At 65.3% G+C, this 17264-nt stretch carries 16 protein-coding genes; 15 read left to right on the plus strand and 1 reads right to left on the minus strand.

The features are described 5' to 3' along the window. The first annotated feature begins 112 nt into the window (after window positions 1-112). From ACQR1E_RS00425 to ACQR1E_RS00435, 3 genes are all read left to right on the plus strand, one after another. A complete protein-coding gene (locus ACQR1E_RS00425; RefSeq protein WP_316186102.1) occupies window positions 113-904 on the plus strand; it encodes an aldolase in 792 nt (263 codons plus the stop codon). A gap of 26 nt (window positions 905-930) precedes the next feature. Continuing rightward, window positions 931-1641, plus strand: coding sequence for a GNAT family N-acetyltransferase (locus tag ACQR1E_RS00430; RefSeq protein WP_434896530.1), 711 nt, complete (start codon window positions 931-933; stop codon window positions 1639-1641). Window positions 1642-1721: 80 nt separating this feature from the next. Further along, the gene (locus ACQR1E_RS00435) at window positions 1722-2039 is read left to right on the plus strand and encodes an FtsB family cell division protein (protein WP_315711657.1); all 318 of its coding nucleotides are present in this window, start codon (window positions 1722-1724) and stop codon (window positions 2037-2039) included. Window positions 2040-2173: 134 nt separating this feature from the next. Here ACQR1E_RS00435 and ACQR1E_RS00440 read toward each other — a convergent pair whose 3' ends face one another. Then, window positions 2174-3853, minus strand: a complete 1680-nt coding sequence (locus ACQR1E_RS00440) for a methyl-accepting chemotaxis protein (protein WP_315711658.1) — start codon at window positions 3851-3853, stop codon at window positions 2174-2176. 480 nt (window positions 3854-4333) lie between these two features. Between ACQR1E_RS00440 and pdhA the strand changes: the two genes are divergently transcribed. The 12 genes from pdhA (at window position 4334) to ACQR1E_RS00500 (ending at window position 17179) form a co-directional block, all read left to right on the plus strand. Further along, window positions 4334-5356, plus strand: a complete 1023-nt coding sequence (pdhA, locus tag ACQR1E_RS00445; protein ID WP_315711659.1) for a pyruvate dehydrogenase (acetyl-transferring) E1 component subunit alpha — start codon at window positions 4334-4336, stop codon at window positions 5354-5356. A 30-nt stretch (window positions 5357-5386) separates the two neighbouring features. Further along, on the plus strand, window positions 5387-6781 hold the full coding sequence (locus ACQR1E_RS00450; RefSeq protein WP_315827496.1) for a pyruvate dehydrogenase complex E1 component subunit beta: 1395 nt from the start codon (window positions 5387-5389) through the stop codon (window positions 6779-6781). Between the two features lie 18 nt (window positions 6782-6799). Further along, window positions 6800-7105, plus strand: a complete 306-nt coding sequence (locus ACQR1E_RS00455; protein ID WP_015666657.1) for a DUF5076 domain-containing protein — start codon at window positions 6800-6802, stop codon at window positions 7103-7105. A gap of 2 nt (window positions 7106-7107) precedes the next feature. Then, window positions 7108-8463 carry a pyruvate dehydrogenase complex dihydrolipoamide acetyltransferase gene (locus tag ACQR1E_RS00460; protein WP_316202404.1) on the plus strand — a complete coding sequence of 452 codons (1356 nt, stop codon included), beginning with the start codon at window positions 7108-7110 and terminating at the stop codon, window positions 8461-8463. A gap of 78 nt (window positions 8464-8541) precedes the next feature. Then, window positions 8542-8739: a hypothetical protein gene (locus tag ACQR1E_RS00465; RefSeq protein ID WP_434896531.1), complete on the plus strand. Its 198-nt coding sequence runs from the start codon at window positions 8542-8544 to the stop codon at window positions 8737-8739. Between the two features lie 32 nt (window positions 8740-8771). After that, on the plus strand, window positions 8772-10193 hold the full coding sequence (gene lpdA, locus ACQR1E_RS00470) for a dihydrolipoyl dehydrogenase (RefSeq protein ID WP_434896532.1): 1422 nt from the start codon (window positions 8772-8774) through the stop codon (window positions 10191-10193). A gap of 125 nt (window positions 10194-10318) precedes the next feature. Beyond that, complete coding sequence (locus ACQR1E_RS00475; protein ID WP_316165294.1) at window positions 10319-11560, plus strand: threonine synthase; 1242 nt, start codon at window positions 10319-10321, stop codon at window positions 11558-11560. Window positions 11561-11650: 90 nt separating this feature from the next. Further along, window positions 11651-12622, plus strand: coding sequence for a tripartite tricarboxylate transporter substrate binding protein BugD (locus tag ACQR1E_RS00480; protein WP_316165295.1), 972 nt, complete (start codon window positions 11651-11653; stop codon window positions 12620-12622). 236 nt (window positions 12623-12858) lie between these two features. Beyond that, window positions 12859-14583 carry a dihydroxy-acid dehydratase gene (gene ilvD, locus ACQR1E_RS00485; protein ID WP_315711667.1) on the plus strand — a complete coding sequence of 575 codons (1725 nt, stop codon included), beginning with the start codon at window positions 12859-12861 and terminating at the stop codon, window positions 14581-14583. A 103-nt stretch (window positions 14584-14686) separates the two neighbouring features. Next, entirely contained in the window at window positions 14687-15403 is a 717-nt protein-coding gene (locus ACQR1E_RS00490; protein ID WP_409977886.1) for a tetratricopeptide repeat protein, read from the plus strand. A gap of 47 nt (window positions 15404-15450) precedes the next feature. Further along, window positions 15451-15927 (plus strand): GNAT family N-acetyltransferase, encoded by a 477-nt coding sequence (locus ACQR1E_RS00495; RefSeq protein WP_316175310.1) that lies wholly within the window; start codon window positions 15451-15453, stop codon window positions 15925-15927. A gap of 199 nt (window positions 15928-16126) precedes the next feature. After that, window positions 16127-17179: a substrate-binding domain-containing protein gene (locus ACQR1E_RS00500; protein ID WP_315711671.1), complete on the plus strand. Its 1053-nt coding sequence runs from the start codon at window positions 16127-16129 to the stop codon at window positions 17177-17179. Window positions 17180-17264: the final 85 nt, after the last annotated feature.

Raw genomic sequence — 17264 nt, forward strand, 5'->3', positions numbered from 1 at the left:
GTCGGCAACTGCATGACGGGTATGATGCGGGCAGGGCGTTGACGCGCCTTGCCCGATCCGTTCCAAGGCGATGCCGGACTTGCGCAAGGATGCGCGTTACCAAGGACAGATGATGGCCCATTCGTTCACACCCGCGTCGTCGTCGAGGCCCGGCCCGAACCAGCCGGATCTGGACTCGGAGGCCGTCTGGCAGGCGCGGATCGACCTCGCGGCCTGTTTCCGGATGGCGGCGCGGCACGGGTTCGAAGAGGGCATCTGCAACCACTTCTCGGCGCTGGTCCCCGGCTATGACGACCTCTTCATCGTCAATCCCTACGGCTATGCGTTCCGCGAACTGACGGCCTCGAAGCTCCTGGTGTGCGACTTCGACGGCAACGTCGTTGCCGGCGACGGCCGCCCGGAGGCGACCGCCTTCTACATCCACGCCCGCATCCACAAGGCGCTGCCGCGCGCCAAGGTCGCGTTCCACACCCACATGCCCTACGCCACCGCGCTGTCGATGACCGAAGGCGACCCGCTGATCTTCGCCGGGCAGACGGCGCTGAAATTCTATGGGCGAACCGCGGTCGACGCGAACTACAACGGGCTGGCGCTCGACGCGCGGGAGGGGGATCGCATCGCCGGGGCTGTCGGTGATGCCGACATCGTCTTCATGAAGCATCATGGCGTCATGGTTCTGGCGCCGACCATCGCCGAAGCCTGGGACGATCTCTACTACCTCGAGCGCGCCTGCCAGGTGCAGTGCCTGGCGCTGTCGACCGGCCGCAAGGTGGTGCCGGTCGCGCCCGAGATCGCCGAGGCCGCCTATCGCCAGATGCGCGAAGGAGATGCGGAATCGGCTCGGTTGCACCTCGAGGCCGTCAAGCGCATGCTCGACCTCGAAGAGCCGGTCTACCGGAGCTGAGGACGGATCGTCTGGAGGCTGGTTCGATGTCCAAATTGGAGCTTTCTGCCGAGCAGCACGCAGCGCTGGATCGCCCCGTCTGGTCAGCCCTGACCACCGGGCACCGAGCGCTTGCGGAGGGCGCCGCGCATGCTCGTCGCTATCCGGCGGCGATTGCGCCATTTGCCGCCATGTCGGACGACAGCGATGCTGCGTGGTCTGAACTCGCCGACCTTGCCAACGAGGATGTCGTTGCGATCGTGACCCCTGCACCCCCGGGCGATGTGCGTGGCCTTGACGCCCGGCTCAGAGCCAGCGTCCGCCAGATGGTTGCCGTGGCGGCGGTCGATCCCGTGGGGGATGCCGCGGTCGAGGTGCTGGACCAGCGCGACATCCCGGCGATGCTGGAACTGACTGCGCTGACCAAGCCCGGTCCGTTCCTGGCCAGGACCCGCGAGCTGGGCCGCTACATCGGTATTCGTGACGGGGAGCGCCTGGCCGCCATGGCCGGGGAGCGCATGCGCCTCGACGGGTTCACGGAAATCAGCGCGGTCTGTGTCCATCCGGACTATCGCGGCCTTGGCTATGCCCAGAGGCTCGTCACGGTCCTGATGACGGCCATCAGGGGCAGGGGCGAGACGCCGTTTCTCCACGTCATAGACGACAATCATGCCGCGATCGCGCTGTATGAGCGTCTCGGCTTCGTGTCGCGAGCCACCTTGTGTTTCACGGTGCTTCGGCAATCCGTCAGCCAGTGACGCGTGATGGGACCTTCGGAACGAAGCCGCCGCGGCGTAGATTAGCAGATCCTTAACCAAGGCGCCCCATCTTCCGGCCCATGGTCTCCCGCGCGCGGCTCAAATCGTTCCTGACCGGGCTCGCCCTCTACACGATGGCGGCCGCCATCATCGGCTATTTCGGCATCAACGCCTATACCGGCCGCTACGGCCTGACCGCGCGTCAGGAGCTCGACCAGGAGATCATTGCGCTCACCTCCGAGCTCGCCCGGCTGAAGCAGGAGCGGGCGGAGGGTGAGAAGCGCGTGTCGCTGCTGCGCTCCGACCGGGTCGATCCCGACATGCTCGATGAGCGCGCCCGCTTCCAGCTCGGCTACGCTAACCCGCGTGATCTGATCCGGATCAATCGGCCGAACTGAGCGAGCCGGTCTCCGCGATGCATCCGTTGTGAGACTCGCCTCGCGTCTGCGTAACGAACGCAGGCACGACAAGCCCATGACGAGGAAGACCCGCGCTGCGCGCGGGCCTTCGACGATCGCTGATGGGCTGCCCCTTATGCGGCCCGCACGGTGGCGAGGAACTTGTGGACCTCGGCCTTCAGGCGGTTGCTGTCCTGGGACAGTGACTGCACAGCGTTGAGCACCTGGGACGAAGCCGTCCCCGTCTCGGTTGCTTCGCGCTGGACGTCGGCAACATTCGCGGAGACCTCTTTCGTACCGCTGGCGGCTTGCTGGATGTTGCGCGAGATTTCCTGGGTTGCGGCGCCCTGTTCTTCGACAGCGGCTGCGATGGTGGCGGCGATTTCCGACATCCGGCCGATCGTGTCGCCGATTTCCTTGATGGCGGTCACCGAATGCTGAGTGGCGGTCTGGATGGCGCCAATCTGCTGGCTGATCTCTCCCGTCGCCTTGGCAGTCTGCTCGGCGAGCGCCTTGACCTCCGAGGCGACAACGGCGAAGCCGCGACCAGCTTCACCCGCCCGCGCCGCCTCGATGGTGGCGTTCAAGGCCAGCAGGTTGGTCTGGCCGGCGATGGTGTTGATGAGCTCCACCACGTCGCCGATGCGAGCCGCCGCTTGCGACAATTCGCCCACGCGTTCATTGGTCTTGCGGGCCTGCTCAACGGCTTCACTGGCGATCGCCGAAGACTGCTGCACCTGTCGGCTGATCTCGTTCACGGAGGAGGACATTTCCTCGGTGGCGGCGGCGACCGACTGGACGTTGTTGGAGGCGGCGCCTGAGGCGCCGGCTACGACGGTGGCAAGACCCTTCGAGCGCTCGGCCGTTGCGCTGAGCGACTGGGCCGATGACTCCAGATCGGTCGCTGCCGACGACACCGTCTCGATGATCTGGCCGACCGCTGTCTCGAAATCGTTCGCAAGGCGCATCGTATCGATCTTGCGCTGCTCGGCCTGGCGTGCCTCCAGCTCGTTCTGCTCGGCCTCGAGCCGCTGGCGGGCGACGGCATTGACCTTGAACACCTCGACGGCACGGGCCATCTCGCCGACCTCGTCGCGCCGTTCCGAGTTCGGGATCTGCACAGCGAGATTCCCGTTCGCAAGCTCGGTCATCGTCCGGGTGATCGCTTGCAGCGGCCGGACCAGGCCGCGCGCGATCATCAGGGTCGCAACGCACAGCAGGGCGATCAGTCCGACGGCCCAGATCAGCGTCACCTTGACGGAGGCGTAGAACGCCTCGTCGAGATCGTCGACATACACGCCTGTGCCCACAACCCAGTTCCACGGATCGGCCTTCATGGTGTAGCCGAGCTTCGCCACCGGGACGCTGCTGCCGGCGCGCGCGAACATATAGCTGACGAAGCCGCCACCAGGCTGGGTCGAAGCCGCGATCAACTCGCGTACGAAGGGCAGACCATTGGCGTCCTTTTCGTTGAGCAGACCCTTGCCCTCCCAATCCGGCTTCGGGCCAAGCACGAGGTTCACGCCGTCCGGCTGGTAGACGAAGATGTAGTCGTTCTTGCCGAACCGAATGCCGCGGAGCACGGCCTTGGCGCGGTTCTGCGCCTCGTCCGCGGTCAGGGCCCCCTTCGCCGCCGCATCGGCAAAGCCCTTCACGATCGACACGGCAGATTGCACCTGTCCGACGACTGCAGCCTTACGCTCTTCGACCAGGGCTGTTCGGGTGGCCAGCAGCTGGCTGACCACGGCGACGATACAGACGCCGATGGATAACGCGACCAGAACCGCAAAGCGGCGAGGGATGGTGAGAACCATGTTCGTTCCTGTCAGAGGGCCCAGGCAGCCGGACAGTCCAGGCAGCCAGGGATTTTCGTTGAGTTGTTTGATTTCGTTGATGAATTCGGAAAAATTGTGCGCTGCGGAGGGTTTAGAATTGATTGATTCGAAGGCCCGTAGGAACACGGAGACCCCCTGCCGCTGCTCGGTCGGAATATCCGTTATGCCGATGTTCGATATGTCGGGTTTTTTGGTCGCTGTCGGCGTCGTCGAGATCCCAACGATGAGGGTGTCGTCGAGGGCGTCGCCGGCTTGGCCTCACGCGTCCCATCCGCTGAGATGGCTGCTCTTTTTTGTAGCGGCCTGCGGTCGGATTCCAAAAATGGTGGAATTGTATTTGCAATATTTCGTGTGCATTGCAGCGCGGCACGCCAAAGCCTTCGGACGCGCCACGCGGTCCTTTTACGTCTCCTGGAGTTGAGCTAGAGAGAGCTACTTTTTCTCTCATCCGGAATTGCCATGGCCGCACCGAAGAAGACCGCCGCAAAGGAACAAGGGCAGGACAGAGACAACGGCCCGCCGCCGGAATTCACCAGAGAACAGGAATTGGCTGCGCTTCGCGACATGCTGCTGATCCGCCGCTTTGAGGAAAAGGCCGGTCAGCTTTATGGCATGGGTGCGATCGGCGGCTTCTGCCATCTTTACATCGGCCAGGAAGCCGTCGTGGTCGGCATGCAGATGGCGCTGAAGCCGGGCGATCAGGTCATCACCGGCTATCGTGATCATGGCCACATGCTGGCCACCGGCATGGACGCCAAGGGCGTGATGGCCGAGCTCACCGGGCGCCGCGGTGGATACTCCAAGGGCAAGGGCGGCTCCATGCACATGTTCAGCATGGAGAAGAACTTCTTCGGCGGCCACGGCATCGTCGGCGCCCAGGTCTCGCTCGGCACCGGCCTTGCGCTCGCCAACCGCTACCGCGGCAACGACTCGGTCAGCGTCGCCTATTTCGGCGATGGCGCGGCCAACCAGGGGCAGGTCTATGAGAGCTTCAACATGGCGGAGCTCTGGAAGCTGCCGGTGATCTACGTCATCGAGAACAACCGCTATGCGATGGGCACGGCGGTGTCGCGCGCCTCGGCGCAGACCGACTTCTCCAAGCGCGGCATCTCCTTCAACATCCCGGGCGAGCAGGTCGACGGCATGGACGTCCGCGCCGTGAAGGCTGCGGGCGAGAAGGCCGTTGCCTGGTGCCGCGAGGGCAAGGGCCCGTACATTCTGGAAATGCAGACCTACCGCTATCGCGGCCACTCGATGTCGGACCCGGCGAAGTATCGCACCCGCGAGGAGGTGGAGAAGGTCCGTCACGACCAGGATCCGATCGAGCAGGTGCGCAACCGCCTGCTGGCGGCCAAGGTCAGCGAGCAGGATCTCAAGACGATCGATGCCGACGTGCGCAAGATCGTCAACGAGGCCGCCGATTTCGCGCAGGCCGATCCCGAGCCCGATGTCGCCGAGCTCTACACCGACGTTTACCGCTGAGCGCGCGCAAGCTGTTTCTCTGGAGCTGATATGCCTATTCAAGTTTTGATGCCTGCGCTGTCGCCCACGATGGAAAAGGGCAATCTCGCCAAATGGCTGAAGAAGGAAGGTGAGGCGATCAAGTCGGGTGACGTGATCGCCGAGATCGAGACCGACAAGGCCACGATGGAGGTCGAGGCGACCGACGAGGGCACGCTCGGCAAGATCCTGATCCCCGAAGGCACCGCCGACGTCGCGGTCAATACGCCGATTGCGACCATCCTCGCGGATGGCGAGAGCGTGGCCGATCTCGGCAAGGCGGCACCCGCTGCCGAGATGAAAGCCGCGCAGTCGGCGCCGCCGGCCGAGCCGGCTGCTTCGGTGTCGGCATCGCCTGCGCCGACCGGCGTGGCTGCGCCGCAGAGCGTGGCCGAGCCCGATCCCGAGGTGCCAGCGGGCACCGAGATGGTGACGCAAACCATCCGCGAGGCGCTGCGCGACGCCATGGCCGAGGAGATGCGCCGAGACGGCGACGTCTTCATCATGGGCGAGGAGGTCGCCGAATATCAGGGCGCCTACAAGGTCACCCAGGGCCTGCTGCAGGAGTTCGGCGCCCGCCGCGTGATGGACACGCCGATCACCGAGCACGGCTTCGCCGGCATCGGCGTCGGTGCGGCGATGGCCGGCCTGAAGCCGATCGTCGAGTTCATGACCTTCAACTTCGCCATGCAGGCGATGGACCAGATCATCAACTCCGCGGCGAAGACACTCTATATGTCCGGTGGCCAGATGGGCTGCTCGATCGTGTTCCGTGGTCCGAACGGCGCCGCCGCCCGCGTTGCCGCGCAGCATAGCCAGGACTACGCGTCCTGGTACTCTCACGTTCCCGGCCTCAAGGTGATCGCGCCGTACTCCGCGGCGGACGCCAAGGGCCTGCTGAAGGCCGCGATCCGCGATCCGAACCCGGTGATCTTTCTCGAGAACGAGGTGCTCTACGGCCACTCCGGCGAAGTGCCGAAGCTCGACGACTATGTGATCCCGATCGGCAAGGCGCGCATCGCCCGCAGCGGCAAGGACGTCACCATCATCTCGTGGTCGAACGGCATGACCTACGCGCTGAAGGCCGCCGATGAGCTTGCCAAGGAGGGCATCGAGGCCGAGGTGATCGACCTGCGCACGCTGCGTCCGATGGACACCGAGACCATCGTCGCCTCGGTCAAGAAGACCGGCCGCGCGGTGACGGTGGAGGAGGGCTGGCAGCAGAGCGGCGTCGGCGCCGAGATCGCCGCGCGCATCATGGAGCACGCCTTCGACTATCTCGATGCCCCAGTCGCGCGCGTGTCCGGCAAGGACGTGCCGATGCCGTATGCGGCGAATCTCGAGAAGCTCGCGCTGCCCTCGGCCGCGGAGGTCGTTCAGGCCGCCAAATCCGTCTGCTACCGGTAAGCCGTCGAGGACGCCCAGATGGCCGGACCCAAGGAGCAGCCGCTGCCGCCCGATGTAATCGGCCGCGAGGACGCCACCGAAGTGTTGCGCGCCTTCGTGCTCGATGGCGGGCTCTCGATCGCCTTCCAGCGCGCGTTCGAGGAGCCCGACGTGTGGGGGCTGCTCCTGGTCGACGTCGCCCGTCATGCTGCGCGCGCCTATGCGCGCGAGAGCGATTATTCCGAAGACGAGGCGCTGCAGCGCATCGTCGAGATGTTCGAAGCCGAGCTGGCTCGGCCGACCGATACGGGCACCACCAGCCCCAGGTCGAAACAAGGTCACTGATCATGCCGATCAACATTCTCATGCCCGCGCTGTCGCCGACGATGGAGAAGGGCAACCTCGCCCGTTGGCTCAAGAAGGAAGGCGACCAGGTCAAGTCAGGCGAGGTCATCGCCGAGATCGAGACCGACAAGGCCACGATGGAAGTCGAGGCGGTCGACGAAGGCACCCTCGCCAAGATCCTGGTGCCGGAAGGCACGCAGGACGTGCCCGTGAACGACGTGATCGCGGTGCTCGCCGGCGAGGGCGAGGACGTCAAGGCCGCCGGCAGCGCACCGGCTGCGGCAGCTCCCAAGCCCGAGGCCAAGCCCATCGCCTCGGCGGCTCCCGCTGCGACGGCTGCACCGGCCGCAGCGCACGCGCCGAAGCCGGCTACGGCTCCTGCTCCAGCCGCGCCTGCGGCGGCCCCTCAGGTCAACGGTCATGCGCGCATCTTCTCGTCGCCATTGGCGCGACGTCTCGCCAAGGATGCCGGCATCGATCTCGGCCGCATCACCGGCACCGGCCCGCACGGCCGCGTCGTTGCGCGCGACGTCGAGGACGCCAAGTCCGGCAAGGGCCTGAAGGCCGCGCCGTCGGCGGCACCTGCCGCGACAGGCGCGCCCGCGCTGGCGCCGTCGATGTCGGACAAGCAGATCCTGGCGCTGTTCGAGCCGGGCTCCTACGAGGTCATCCCGCATGACGGCATGCGCCGCACCATTGCGCAGCGCCTGACCGCATCGGTGCAGAACGTCCCGCACTTCTACCTGACGATCGACTGCGACATCGGCAAGCTCTTGGCCGCGCGCGAGGAGATCAATGCGGCGGCGCCGAAGGACAAGGAGAAGAAGCCGCTCTACAAGCTCTCGGTCAACGACTTCGTCATCAAGGCGATGGCGGTGGCGCTGCAGAAGATCCCGAACTGCAATGTCAGCTGGACCGAAGGCGGCATGGTCAAGCACAAGCATTCCGACGTCGGCGTCGCCGTGGCGATGCCGGGCGGCCTGATCACGCCGATCATCCGCAAGGCCGAGACCAAGACCCTGTCGGCGATCTCGGGCGAGATGAAGGACTTCGCCGCGCGTGCCCGCTCGCGCAAGCTGAAGCCGGAGGAGTATCAGGGCGGCACCACCGCCGTGTCCAACCTCGGCATGTACGGCATCAATCACTTCACGGCGGTGATCAACCCGCCGCATGCGACGATCCTCGCGGTCGGCACCTCGGAGGAGCGGCCCGTGGTGCGCAACGGCAAGATCGAGATCGCCAGCATGATGAGCGTGACCCTGTCGTGCGACCACCGCGCCATCGATGGCGCGCTCGGCGCCGAGCTGATCGGCGCGTTCAAGCAGCTGATCGAGAATCCCGTGATGATGATGGTGTGATGTTGCTTTCCGGAGCGGGATGGCAAACGGGGCCAGCGCATGCGGATCAGAACGCGGTGGCCCTGGATCACGGCACTGGTGAGCGTCGCGCTGTTCGCCAACCCGCTCGGGATCGACGTCATCCATTCTGCTTTCTTCTCCGGCGAGGCGCTGTCGCGCGGCATCTGGGCGCCAATCGCGCTCGCCGGATTCGCTATCTGCACCCTGCTGATGCTCCTGGAAGCCGTCATGCGAGCCATGATCTGGCGACGCTCCGTCCGCAGCCCCACCGTCTGATTTCCGACTGCTTAAGTTGAATGGGAGCCGTCATGGCCGACACATCCTTCGACATCATCATCATCGGGTCCGGCCCGGGCGGCTACGTCGCCGCGATCCGCGCCGCCCAGCTCGGCTTCAAGACCGCGATCATCGAGAAGTCATACCTCGGCGGCATCTGCCTGAACTGGGGCTGCATCCCGACCAAGGCGCTGCTGCGCTCGGCCGAGATCTATCACTACATGCAGCACGCAAAGGACTACGGGCTGTCTGCCGAGAAGATCTCCTACGATCCAAAGGCGGTGGTGGCGCGCTCGCGCGGCGTCTCGAAGCGGCTGAACGACGGCGTCGGCTTCCTGATGAAGAAGAATAAGGTCCAGGTGATCTGGGGCAAGGCTGCGATCGACGCGCCCGGCAAGATCACGGTGACCAAGTCCGACGTCGAAGCGCCCAAGGGCGCGCTGGGTGAGGGGACCTATCAGGCGAAGCACATCATCGTTGCCACCGGCGCGCGGCCGCGCGTGCTGCCGGGGCTCGAGCCGGACAAGAAGCTGGTCTGGACCTATTTCGAGGCGATGGTTCCTGACAAGATGCCGAAGTCGCTGTTGGTGGTCGGCTCTGGCGCGATCGGCATCGAATTCGCCTCGTTCTTCCGCACGATGGGCTCCGAGGTCACCGTGGTCGAGGTGCTGCCGCAGATCCTGCCCGTCGAGGACGCCGAGATCGCCGGCCTTGCCCGCAAGCAGTTGGAGAAGCAGGGCCTCAAGATCATGACCGGGGCCAAGGTCACCAAGCTCGACAAGAAGAGCGACAGCGTGGTGGCGACGATCGACGACGGCAAGGGCAAGACGGAGTCGGTCGAGTTCGATCGCGTGATCTCGGCGGTCGGCGTTGTCGGCAACATCGAGAATCTCGGGCTCGAGAAGCTGGGCGTGAAAACCGATCGCGGCTGCATCGTCATCGATGGCTACGGCAAGACCAACGTGCCCGGCCTCTACGCGATCGGCGACGTCGCCGGTCCGCCGATGCTGGCGCACAAGGCCGAGCACGAGGGCGTGGTCTGCATCGAGGCCATCAAGGGCCTACATCCCCACCCGATGGACAAGAACCTCATTCCAGGCTGCACCTATTGCCATCCGCAGGTCGCTTCCGTCGGGCTCACCGAGGCCAAGGCCAAGGAGCAGGGCCGCGACGTCAGAGTCGGCCGCTTCCCCTTCGTCGGCAATGGCAAGGCGATCGCGCTCGGCGAGGACCAGGGCCTCGTCAAGGTGATCTTCGACAAGAAGACGGGACAGCTGATCGGCGCCCACATGGTCGGCGCCGAGGTCACCGAGCTGATCCAGGGCTATGTCGTGGCGATGAACCTCGAAACGACGGAAGAAGAGCTGATGCACACGGTGTTCCCGCATCCGACCCTGTCGGAGATGATGAAGGAAGCCGTGCTCGACGCCTACGGCCGCGTGCTGAACATGTAGCTCCGTCCCCGCTCGTCATGCGCGGGCTTGACCCGCGCATCCATCGCGCTTCGGGAAACTCTGCGAAGCGGATGGATTGCCGGGTCAAGCCCGGCAATGACGACAGCAGCCAGAAAGTCACTGCCGTGAAATCCAGCGACAATCTCACCATCGAACGTCCGACCTTCGTCACCCATCTCGAATGCGCGATGGAAGGCGATCACTATCCGGCGGATCAGGTCCACAACCTCTCCAAGGCCGGCAAGCCGCTGCTGGTGCGCTACGATCTCGCAGGCGTGAAGCGGGCGCTCACGAAGGACGCGCTGGCGCAGCGTCCGGCCGACATGTGGCGCTATCGCGAACTGCTGCCGGTGCGCAAATGCCAGGACATCGTCAGCCTCGGCGAAGTCATGACACCGCTGATCAGCCTGCCCAAGCTGTCGAAGAAGCTCGGCGGCGGCGAGATCATCGTCAAGGATGAGGGCCGGCTGCCGACCGGCTCGTTCAAGGCGCGCGGCCTCGTGATGGCGGTGTCGATGGGCAAGGCGCTCGGCATCAAGCACATGGCGATGCCGACCAACGGCAATGCCGGTGCTGCGCTCGCGGCCTATGCGACCTCCTGCGGCATCAAGACCACGATCTTCTGTCCGGCCGATACGCCGGAGGTGAATGTCAGCGAGATCGAGCTGCAGGGCGCGACCGTCTACCGCGTCAACGGACTGATCGACGATTGCGGCAAGATCGTCGGCGAGGGCAAGGCCAAGGTCGGCTGGTTCGATACCTCGACCCTGAAGGAGCCGTATCGCATCGAGGGCAAGAAGACGATGGGCCTGGAGCTTGCCGAGCAGCTCGGCTGGGACGTGCCCGACGTGATCTTCTATCCGACCGGCGGCGGCACTGGCCTGATCGGCATGTGGAAGGCGTTCGACGAACTGGAGAAGATCGGCTTCATCGGCGCAAAGCGTCCGCGCATGGTCGCGGTGCAGGCCTCGGGCTGCGCGCCGATGGTGCGGGCCTTCGAGCAGGGCGTCGAGCATGCGACCCGGTGGGAAGACGCCCACACCATCGCGTCCGGCATCCGCGTGCCTCAGGCGGTGGGTGATTTTCTCATCCTGCGCGCGGTGCGCGAGAGCAAAGGTTTCGCCATTGCGGTCGATGATGAGAAGATTTCATCTGCGCTCAGCGAAGTCGCGCGCGAGGAGGGGCTGCTGTTGTGCCCGGAAGGCGCGGCGACCTATGCCGCCTACAAGCAGAGCCTGGCCGACGGGCGCGTAACGAAAAACGATCGCGTCATGCTGTTCAATTGCGCGACAGGACTTAAATATCCGCTGCCGCCGGTCACCCGCACGCTCGATCGTCACCAGCCGATCGACTTCGGGCAGTTCTAACTAACAACCAGCACCGCGGCCTCGGGCACATGCTCCGGCGCAGACGCATTCGCGTCTGCCGCCGGTGCGTGCGACACAAGGGAGGACGTGATGCGACGAGCTCTTTGCGCCGTGCTGTTGGTGTGTCTTGCGCTGATGCAGCCGGCGCGCGCCGACAATTATCCCTCGCGCGCGATCACCGTGATCGTGCCATTCGCTGCCGGCGGCCCATCGGATGCGATGATGCGCATCCTCGCCGAGCACATGAGACAGACGCTCGGCCAGCCCGTTCTGATCGAGAACGTGACAGGGGCGGGCGGTTCGATCGGCGTGGGCCGTGCCGTCCGCTCGAAGCCCGACGGCTACACCGTGAGCTTCGGCCATCTCGGCACCCATGTCGCCAACGGCGCCGTCTACCGGCTCGGCTATGACCTCGAAGCCGATCTCGAGCCGGTGGTGCTGCTGCCGAGCAATCCGATGATCATCGTCAGCAGGAACAATATCCCGGCGAAGTCGCTGCCGGAGTTTCTCGCCTGGGTGAAGTCGCAGCCGAACCCCGTGTCGGCCGGCACCGCGGGCAATGGCTCCGGCAGCCACATCGCGGGGCTCTATTTCGAGCAGGTCACCGGCCTCAAGCTGCAATATGTGCCGTATCGCGGCACGGGACCGGCGATGAACGATCTGGTCGCCGGCCAGATCGATCTGATCGTCGACCAGACCTCCAACGCCATCAACCAGGTTCGTGCCGGCACGATCCGCGCCTACGCCGTCACCGACGCCAAGCGGCTCGAGTCCGCGCCGGAGATTCCGACCACCGACGAGGCCGGCCTGCCGGGCTTCCACATGACCCTGTGGTCGGGCCTCTGGCTGCCGAAGGGCGCCAGCAAGGAGATCGTCGACACCCTCAATGCTGCGGCGGTGGCTGCGCTGGACGAGCCGGATGTGAAAAATCAATTGAAAAACCTGGGGTTGCAGATGCCCGCGGCCGACCAACGGGGCCCCGCCGCGCTTGGAACCCTGCAACGCGCCGAGATCCGCAAATGGTGGCCGATGATCCGCGCCGCCGGGGTGGTGCCGGAGTAGGTTCACCCTGCCACGCCCAATCGCACATGGTTGCGCATCGGCCACGAATGTTGCGACGTCGCCACAGTTTACGAAGTTTTGGTAACAATCTCCGGCGCTCCGCAAACGCGCCGCTTTTTAGCCACACCTGGTCGTGAAATACTTTGATCAGAACATAACCAGTGCGTGTGAGGCTGCCGAAAATCCACTTGCCGGATTTTGAGCGTTCTCCGCGGCACCGGGAGGCCAAAACAGCGATGGACGCGAAGACCGACATCAAGCGCAGGCTGCCCAGCCGTCATGTGACGGAAGGGCCCGAGCGTGCGCCGCATCGGTCCTACCTCTACGCCATGGGCCTCACCACGGCGCAGATCCATCAGCCCTTCGTCGGCGTCGCCTCGTGCTGGAACGAGGCTGCGCCCTGCAACATCGCGCTGATGCGGCAGGCTCAGGCGGTGAAGAAGGGCGTCGCGCACGCCGGCGGCACGCCGCGCGAATTCTGCACCATCACCGTGACCGACGGCATCGCGATGGGCCATGACGGCATGCGCTCGTCGCTGCCGTCGCGCGAGGCGATCGCCGATTCCGTGGAGCTGACGATTCGCGGCCATTCCTACGATGCGCTCGTCGGCCTCGCCGGCTGCGACAAATCGCTGCCGGGCATGATGATGGCGATGGTCCGGCTCAACGTGCCCTCGATCTTCATCTATGGCGGCTCGATCCTGCCCGGCAATTTCCGCGGCCAGCAGGTCACCGTGCAGGACATGTTCGAGGCTGTCGGCAAGCATTCGGTGGGCGCCATGTCGGACGACGACCTCGACGAGCTCGAGCGCGTCGCCTGTCCGTCGGCTGGCGCCTGCGGCGCCCAGTTCACGGCCAACACGATGGCGACGGTGTCCGAGGCGATCGGGCTGGCGCTGCCTTATTCGGCCGGGGCCCCGGCGCCTTACGAAATCCGCGATGCCTTCTGCATGACCGCCGGCGAACAGGTCATGGAGCTGATCGCCGCCAATATCCGCCCGCGCGACATCGTCACGCGAAAATCCCTGGAGAATGCCGCTGCGGTTGTGGCGGCGTCCGGCGGGTCGACCAATGCTGCGCTGCATCTACCTGCGATTGCACACGAGGCCGGCATCAAGTTCGACTTATTCGACGTCGCCGAAATCTTCAAAAAGACACCTTATATCGCGGATTTGAAGCCGGGTGGCCGCTATGTCGCCAAAGACATGTTCGAGGCTGGTGGCATTCCGCTCTTGATGAAGACGTTGCTCGACCATGGCTATTTGAACGGCGACTGCCTCACAGTCACCGGCCGGACGATCGCCGAAAACCTCAAAGGCGTGAAGTGGAATCCGCACCAGGACGTGGTGGTGCCGGCTGACAAGCCGATCACTGCAACCGGGGGGGTCGTCGGTCTGAAAGGCAATCTCGCGCCAGAGGGCGCGATCGTGAAAGTCGCGGGCATGTCGAACTTGAAATTCTCTGGGCCGGCCCGCTGCTTCGATCGGGAAGAGGACGCCTTTGACGCCGTCCAGAAGCGCACCTATCGCGAAGGCGACGTGATCGTCATTCGCTACGAGGGGCCGCGCGGCGGTCCGGGCATGCGGGAAATGCTGCAGACCACGGCGGCGCTGACCGGGCAGGGCATGGGCGGCAAGATCGCGCTGATCACCGACGGCCGGTTCTCGGGCGCGACCCGGGGCTTCTGCATCGGCCATATCGGACCGGAGGCGGCGGTCGGCGGACCGATCGCGCTGGTCGAGGATGGCGACATCATCGAGATCGACGCCGAGGCGGGCATCCTTAACGTGAAGTTGAGCGATGCCGAGCTGGCGACACGCAAGACCAAGTGGACGCCGCGTGAGACGCATCACACGTCAGGTGCACTTTGGAAATATGCCCAGCAGGTGGGGCCGGCCGTGGCGGGCGCCGTGACCCATCCAGGTGGTGCGCAAGAGAAGTATTGCTATGCGGACATCTGATCGGATCCTTTTCGCATTGATGCTGGGGGTTGCCCCGCTCGCGTTGCCGACGCCATCGTTCGCGTTCGATGGCGCTCCGGTCAACCAGGAGCCGGCGATCCCCGTGGCTGGACAGCAGGCTGGCGCCGGCGCGCTGCGCAAGGCGCTGCCCGCGACGACGTCCTCGACCTCACCCACGCAGTCCCTGACGGCGCTGCAATATGCGGCGGAGGAAGGTCACCCGATTGCGCAGTTCAAGCTCGGCCGCATGTATGCGGCGGGCGATGGCGTTGCGCGCGACGACATGCGCGCCTTCGACTATTTCAGCCGCATCGCCAATGCGCATGCGGAGGACAGCCCGTCGGCGCCGCAGGCGCAGATCGTCGCCAATGCCTTCGTCGCGCTCGGCCGCTATTACCTGAGCGGCATCCCCAACACGAAGGTCAAGGCCGATCCGGATCGCGCGCGGGAGATGTTCTCCTATGCGGCGTCCTACTTCGGCAATGCGGACGCCCAGTACGACCTGGCGCGGATGTACCTGAAGACCGCGGATGCCTCGCGCGACGACTTCCGTTATGGTGCGCGCTGGCTCGGCCTCGCCGCGCAGAAGGGCCAGCACCAGGCCCAGGCGCTGCTTGGTCAGATGCTGTTCAACGGCGACCGGTTGCCGCGCCAGCCGGCGCGCGGACTGATGTGGCTCACGCTGGCGCGCGACAGCGCCGGTCCGGACGAAGCCTGGATCAAGGAGAGCTACAACCGCGCCTTCGCCAAGGCCTCGGACGATGACCGCGCCTCGGCGCTGCAGATGCTCGAGAGCTGGGTGCAGGGCAAGCGCGAGTAGCAGGAGCGGAATGCATCGCGTTCCCTCCGTTCCAGAGAGGGGCTGCGATGATCATCCGCGATGCGACGGCTGACGATGCCGAGGCGGCCTGCGCCGTGTTGCGGGCCTCGATTTCCGAATTGTGCAGGGACGACCACCGCGGCGACCCGCAGATCCTGGCGCGCTGGCTGGCCAACAAGACACCCCAGAACGTGGCGCAGTGGGCGGACGGGCAGGGGCGCTCACTGCTGGTCGCGGTCGAGGATGGTGCGATTCTCGCGGTCGGCGGGCTCGCCCATCCCGGCGAGATCACGGTCAACTACGTGTCGCCGCAAGCCCGGTTTCGCGGCATCAGCTCGGCGCTGGTGGCCGAGCTGGAGCGGCGGGCGCTCGCGCTTGGTGCAAGGGAGATCGCCTTGTTGAGCACCGAGACCGCGCATCGATTCTATCTCGCCCGCGGCTACGCCGATGTCGGCGTGCCCGCCGGCAAGTTCGGCACCGCGGCCTCCTATCCGATGCGCAAAACCCTCGGTCCCGCGCGGTGAGTCGCGGGTCGCGACGACACATCGAGGCCATGGCAGCGGATGCCTAACGAATAGGCGTCGGCGCGCCGATGTTCTGACCAGCGTCAGGTTCCAGAACCAAAATCGGCGAACTTTGGTACACGAACGACCGCGATGACGCCAAAACGCGCTTGGCACGATTCGTGAGTGCAAATCCTCTGCAACAGCAGAGGCGGCACGTTTGCACAGCGTTCGGATCGGCCTGATCATTCCTCAGCGCGGCTCGGCGGGGTTGTGGGCCCCCTCCGCGGAAGCCTGTGGGCGGCTGGCCGTGACCGAGCTGAACCAGGCCGCCGGCATCCGCCGCCGACAGGTCGAGCTGATCGTCATCGACGCCGGCGCAACCGCCGCCAGCGCGGGTCGGGCCGCGGTCGAAGCGGTCGACGAGTTCGCCGTCGACGGCCTCGTCGGCATGCTGCCGAGCTACGCGCGCGATCCTGTCGCGCAGGCCGCGCGCGGCCGCGTGCCGTTCGTCTACACGCCCCAGTTCGAGGGCCTGCCGGCGAACAGCGACGTGATGACCACGGGCGAGACCGCCGGCGAATTGCTGGCACCCGCGATCCAATGGCTCTCGGAGTGCAAGCGCGCCCGGCGCTTCTTCCTGTGCGGCAACGACTACATCTGGCCGCGTTCCTCGCTCGACATCGCCAAGCGCCTGATCGCGCGATACGGCGGCGTCGTCACCGGAGAGCACTACGTGCCGGTCGGCGTGCATGATTTCGACGAGATGCTCGATCGTATCAAGACCACGCGCAGCGACGTCGTTCTCCCGGTCTTTCTCGGCTTCGACTGCATCGTGTTCAGCCGCGCCTTCTGCGCCGCCGGGCTCAGCCGCCACGTTCTGCGCTTCTCCTCGGCCTTCGACGAGACCATCGTCTATGGACTCGACAGCAGCGAGACCGAGAACGTGTTCGTCGCCTCCAGCTACTTTGCATCGCTGCGCTCGCGCAACAACGGCGCCTTCCTGGAGCGTTACTACACGGCGTTCGGCGACAACCCGCCGCCCGCGAACGGCTATGGCGAGTCCTGCTACGAGGGCATTCACGCGCTCGCCGCGCTGATCGAGCGCGCCGAGAGCTTCGATGCGCGCGTTCTCAGGCGCTTCTTCGGGCGCACGCTGCAGCGGCGCACCGCGCGCGGCACGGAGGCACAGCCGGTGGTTGGCGGCCGGCACCCGATCCACCTCGCCGAGCTGGACGGCTACGATTTCTCGGTTGTCGCATCGTCACACTGAGCGCTGCCGCGCCAAAAAGAACTTGCATTTTCAAATATTGTAATTTTAAACTTTGCGCGACTTGTGCAACAGCATCACCAACCGA

This window comes from Bradyrhizobium sp. HKCCYLRH1030, from assembly GCF_051168395.1.
Taxonomy (GTDB): domain Bacteria; phylum Pseudomonadota; class Alphaproteobacteria; order Rhizobiales; family Xanthobacteraceae; genus Bradyrhizobium.